This is a genomic window from Bacteroides sp. ET489, assembly GCF_030518095.1.
Taxonomy (GTDB): Bacteria; Bacteroidota; Bacteroidia; order Bacteroidales; family Bacteroidaceae; genus Bacteroides; species Bacteroides ndongoniae.
The window spans coordinates 1-5,084 of the sequence record NZ_JAULLJ010000076.1; the positions used below are offsets into that span (position 1 = coordinate 1).

General features: G+C 50.9%; 2 tRNA genes and 3 rRNA genes. All 5 read right to left on the reverse strand.

The features are described from left to right. Positions 1 to 93, reverse strand: a 5S ribosomal RNA gene (gene rrf / locus Q3C19_RS17750); the annotation flags it as partial. A gap of 76 nt (positions 94 to 169) precedes the next feature. Further along, positions 170 to 3,052, reverse strand: a 23S ribosomal RNA gene (locus Q3C19_RS17755). Positions 3,053 to 3,193: 141 nt separating this feature from the next. Further along, positions 3,194 to 3,267: transfer RNA gene (locus Q3C19_RS17760), tRNA-Ala, on the reverse strand. Between the two features lie 12 nt (positions 3,268 to 3,279). After that, positions 3,280 to 3,353 (reverse strand) — tRNA-Ile (locus Q3C19_RS17765). 124 nt (positions 3,354 to 3,477) lie between these two features. Beyond that, a 16S ribosomal RNA gene (locus Q3C19_RS17770) occupies positions 3,478 to 5,006 on the reverse strand. Positions 5,007 to 5,084: the final 78 nt, after the last annotated feature.

Below are 5,084 nucleotides of genomic sequence, written 5' to 3' on the forward strand. Positions count from 1 at the left end.
CTCCCACTGTTACGCAGTACCATCGGCGTGACCGGGCTTAACTTCTCTGTTCGGAATGGGAAGAGGTGGAACCCCGATGCTATAGTCACCTTAATAAGGTCGACATGATGTCTGAAAGTAAAACCATCAATTCTGAACGTATATAACGACTATCCTGTTACTATTCAAGACCTAAAAGTGAACGGGCAATTAGTAATGCTCGGCTTTGGTGTCGCCACCTTTACACCTGCATCCTATCAACGTCATCGTCTTTGACGACCCTAAGAAATCTAATCTTGTGGCTGGCTTCGTACTTAGATGCTTTCAGCACTTATCCAATCCCGACTTAGATACCCGGCAATGCACCTGGCGGCACAACCGGTAAACCAGAGGTCAGTCCAACACGGTCCTCTCGTACTAGTGTCAGAGCCACGCAAATTTCATACGCCCACGATAGATAGAGACCGAACTGTCTCACGACGTTCTGAACCCAGCTCGCGTGCCACTTTAATGGGCGAACAGCCCAACCCTTGGGACCTTCTCCAGCCCCAGGATGTGACGAGCCGACATCGAGGTGCCAAACCCCTCCGTCGATATGAGCTCTTGGGAGGGATCAGCCTGTTATCCCCGGAGTACCTTTTATCCTTTGAGCGATGTCCTTTCCATACAGAAACACCGGATCACTATGCTCTAGTTTCCTACCTGATCGACTTGTATGTCTCCCAGTCAAGCGCCCTTATGCCATTACACTCTGCGGACGGTTACCAATCGTCCTGAGGGCACCTTTAGAAGCCTCCGTTACGCTTTTGGAGGCGACCACCCCAGTCAAACTACCCACCAAACAGTGTCCTCCATCCAGGAGTTAGAACTCAAACAACCAAAGGGCCGTATTTCAACAGCGGCTCCACGATGACTGGCGTCACCGCTTCGATGCCTCCGGCCTATCCTACACATCAGTTGCCCAAATTCAATGTTAAGCTATAGTAAAGGTTCACGGGGTCTTTTCGTCCCATCGCGGGTAATCGGCATCTTCACCGATACTACAATTTCACTGAGCTCACGGTTGAGACAGCGTCCGGATCATTACACCATTCGTGCAGGTCGGAACTTACCCGACAAGGAATTTCGCTACCTTAGGACCGTTATAGTTACGGCCGCCGTTTACTGGGGCTTCAATTCAACGCTTCTCTTGCGATGACGTCTCCTCTTAACCTTCCAGCACCGGGCAGGTGTCAGGCTGTATACTTCATCTTTCAATTTTGCACAGCCCTGTGTTTTTGTTAAACAGTTGCCTGGACCTATTCTCTGCGCCTCAACTTGCATTGAGGACCCTTTATCCCGAAGTTACAGGGTCAGTTTGCCTAGTTCCTTAACCGTGATTCACTCAAGCGCCTTAGTATATTCAACCCGACTACGTGTGTCCGTTTGCGGTACGGGTACCATACAAGTTATGTTTAGCGGATTTTCTCGGCAGTATGTTTACCCACACTATTGACTTGTCCCGAAGGACGCGTCATACTTTCAGGTTCGATTCTTTCCGTGGATTTGCCTGCGGAAATCAACATCTACTCCCTTAAACCGGCTATTCCGTCAGCCGGCGGTGGTGTCACTCCTGCGTCCCCGCGTCACCCTGCATGGTAGTAACGGAATATTAACCGTTTCTGCCATCGGCGTCGCCGTTCGGCTGAGCCTTAGGACCCGACTTACCCTGATCCGATTAGCGTTGATCAGGAAACCTTAGTCTTTCGGCGGGCAGGTTTCTCGCCTGCCTTATCGTTACTTATACCTACATTTGCTTTTCCACACGCTCCAGAATACCTCACGGTACGCCTTCAACGCTGAGTGGAATGCTCCCCTACCGATGTATAAACATCCCAGAGCTTCGGTAGAATACTTATGCCCGATTATTATCCACGCCAAACTCCTCGACTAGTGAGCTGTTACGCACTCTTTAAATGAATGGCTGCTTCCAAGCCAACATCCTAGCTGTCTTAGCAATCTGACTTCGTTAGTTCAACTCAGTATTCATTTCGGGACCTTAGCTGCTGGTCCGGATTGTTCTCCTTTAGGACATGGACCTTAGCACCCATGCCCTCACTCCCGACATAGAACTGGCACGCATTCGGAGTTTGTCAAGACTTGATAGGCGGTGAAGCCCTCGCATCTTATCAGTCGCTCTACCTCATGCCAGTATAAGTCGAGGCTGCACCTAAATGCATTTCGGGGAGTACGAGCTATCTCCAAGTTTGATTAGCCTTTCACCCCCACCCTCAGTTCATCCAGAAGCTTTTCAACGCTTATTGGTGCGGTCCTCCAGCTGGTGTTACCCAGCCTTCAACCTGACCAAGGGTAGATCACTTGGTTTCGCGTCTGTTCCTTCCGACTATCCGCCCTGTTCAGACTCGCTTTCGCTTCGGCTGCAGGCCTCAAGGCCCTTAACCTTGCCGGAAATAACAACTCGTAGGTTCATTATGCAAAAGGCACGCCGTCACACCGAAAGGTGCTCCGACCGCTTGTAGGCGCACGGTTTCAGGAACTATTTCACTCTTCTGTTCGAAGTGCTTTTCACCTTTCCCTCACGGTACTGGTTCGCTATCGGTCTCTCGGGAGTATTTAGCCTTACCGGATGGTCCCGGCTGATTCACGCAGAATTCCTCGTGCTCCGCGCTACTCAGGATACCACTATGCTTCGTCTGACTTCATGTACGGGACTGTCACCGTCTGCGGTGCTACTTTCCAGAAGCTTCCATTCGTCAGATTTCTTGCAACGACGTGGTCCTACAACCCCTGTCATGCCGTAACATGGCAGGTTTGGGCTAGTCCCCGTTCGCTCGCCACTACTTGGGGAATCATTATTTATTTTCTTTTCCTGCAGGTACTAAGATGTTTCAGTTCCCTGCGTTGGCCTCCACCATAAGGATGGATGGTATTCCTTCAGAATACCGGGTTGTCCCATTCGGAAATCCGCGGATCAAAGGTCATTTGCACCTACCCGCGGCTTATCGCAGCTTATCACGTCCTTCATCGCCTCCGAGAGCCAAGGCATCCGCCATGCGCCCTTGCTTACTTTTTTGTCTTATCGACACAGCAGTCGATATATACTTTCAGCTTTCAACTTTTACTTTCATTTTGTACATCATGTCATAGATCGTCGTGAATGAAGAATGAAGAATTATGAATGAAGAATCAAAATTCAGGCATCCCATCACATAAGTGGAGAATAACGGATTCGAACCGTTGACCCCCTGCTTGCAAAGCAGGTGCTCTAGCCAGCTGAGCTAATCCCCCAGAATCTTCAGGTAGTCCCAGGCAGAGTTGAACTGCCGACCTCTACATTATCAGTGTAGCGCTCTAACCAACTGAGCTATAGGACTGTCAGTCTAACCCTCGCCTTTCGGCTCGGCTTCTACTTTTCTCGCAATATCGTAAAACAATCACGCAGGTACAAGAGAACGGTAAGAGAACCATCCGAACTTCATCTTTCGGACGTCACTCCAGAAAGGAGGTGTTCCAGCCGCACCTTCCGGTACGGCTACCTTGTTACGACTTAGCCCCAATCACCGGTTTTACCCTAGGGCGCTCCTTGCGGTTACGCACTTCAGGTACCCCCGGCTTTCATGGCTTGACGGGCGGTGTGTACAAGGCCCGGGAACGTATTCACCGCGCCGTGGCTGATGCGCGATTACTAGCGAATCCAGCTTCGTGGAGTCGGGTTGCAGACTCCAGTCCGAACTGAGAGGGGTTTTGGAGATTGGCATCCTGTCGCCAGGTAGCGGCCTGCTGTACCCCCCATTGTAACACGTGTGTAGCCCCGGACGTAAGGGCCGTGCTGATTTGACGTCATCCCCTCCTTCCTCACATCTTACGACGGCAGTCTATCCAGAGTCCCCAGCATGACCTGATGGTAACTGGATATAAGGGTTGCGCTCGTTATGGCACTTAAGCCGACACCTCACGGCACGAGCTGACGACAACCATGCAGCACCTCCACAGCGGCGATTGCTCGCTGACATGTTTCCACATCATTCCGCTGCAGTTCAAGCCCGGGTAAGGTTCCTCGCGTATCATCGAATTAAACCACATGTTCCTCCGCTTGTGCGGGCCCCCGTCAATTCCTTTGAGTTTCACCGTTGCCGGCGTACTCCCCAGGTGGGACACTTAACGCTTTCGCTAAGCCGCTGACCGTATATCGCCAACAGCGAGTGTCCATCGTTTACTGTGTGGACTACCAGGGTATCTAATCCTGTTTGATACCCACACTTTCGAGCATCAGCGTCAGTTACAGTCCAGCAAGCTGCCTTCGCAATCGGAGTTCTTCGTGATATCTAAGCATTTCACCGCTACACCACGAATTCCGCCTGCCTCTACTGTACTCAAGGCTTCCAGTATCAACTGCAATTTTACGGTTGAGCCGCAAACTTTCACAACTGACTTAAAAGCCCGCCTACGCTCCCTTTAAACCCAATAAATCCGGATAACGCTCGGATCCTCCGTATTACCGCGGCTGCTGGCACGGAGTTAGCCGATCCTTATTCATACGGTACATACAAACACCCACACGTGGATGACTTTATTCCCGTATAAAAGAAGTTTACAACCCATAGGGCAGTCTTCCTTCACGCTACTTGGCTGGTTCAGGCTCTCGCCCATTGACCAATATTCCTCACTGCTGCCTCCCGTAGGAGTTTGGACCGTGTCTCAGTTCCAATGTGGGGGACCTTCCTCTCAGAACCCCTATCCATCGTCGACTTGGTGGGCCGTTACCCCGCCAACTATCTAATGGAACGCATCCCCATCGCTGACCGGAATCCTTTAAAAGGATATCCATGCGGAAGTCCTTTGCTATCGGGTATTAATCTTTCTTTCGAAAGGCTATCCCCGAGTCAGCGGAAGGTTGGATACGTGTTACTCACCCGTGCGCCGGTCGCCATCAATTGAAGCAAGCTTCAATCATGCTGCCCCTCGACTTGCATGTGTTAGGCCTGTAGCTAGCGTTCATCCTGAGCCAGGATCAAACTCTTCATTGTAAGAATATCTTTTGCGACAGTTGCCTGTCGGCATTTGCTCTGTTCAGGACGACCGATTGATTTACCGAAGTTCTCAAT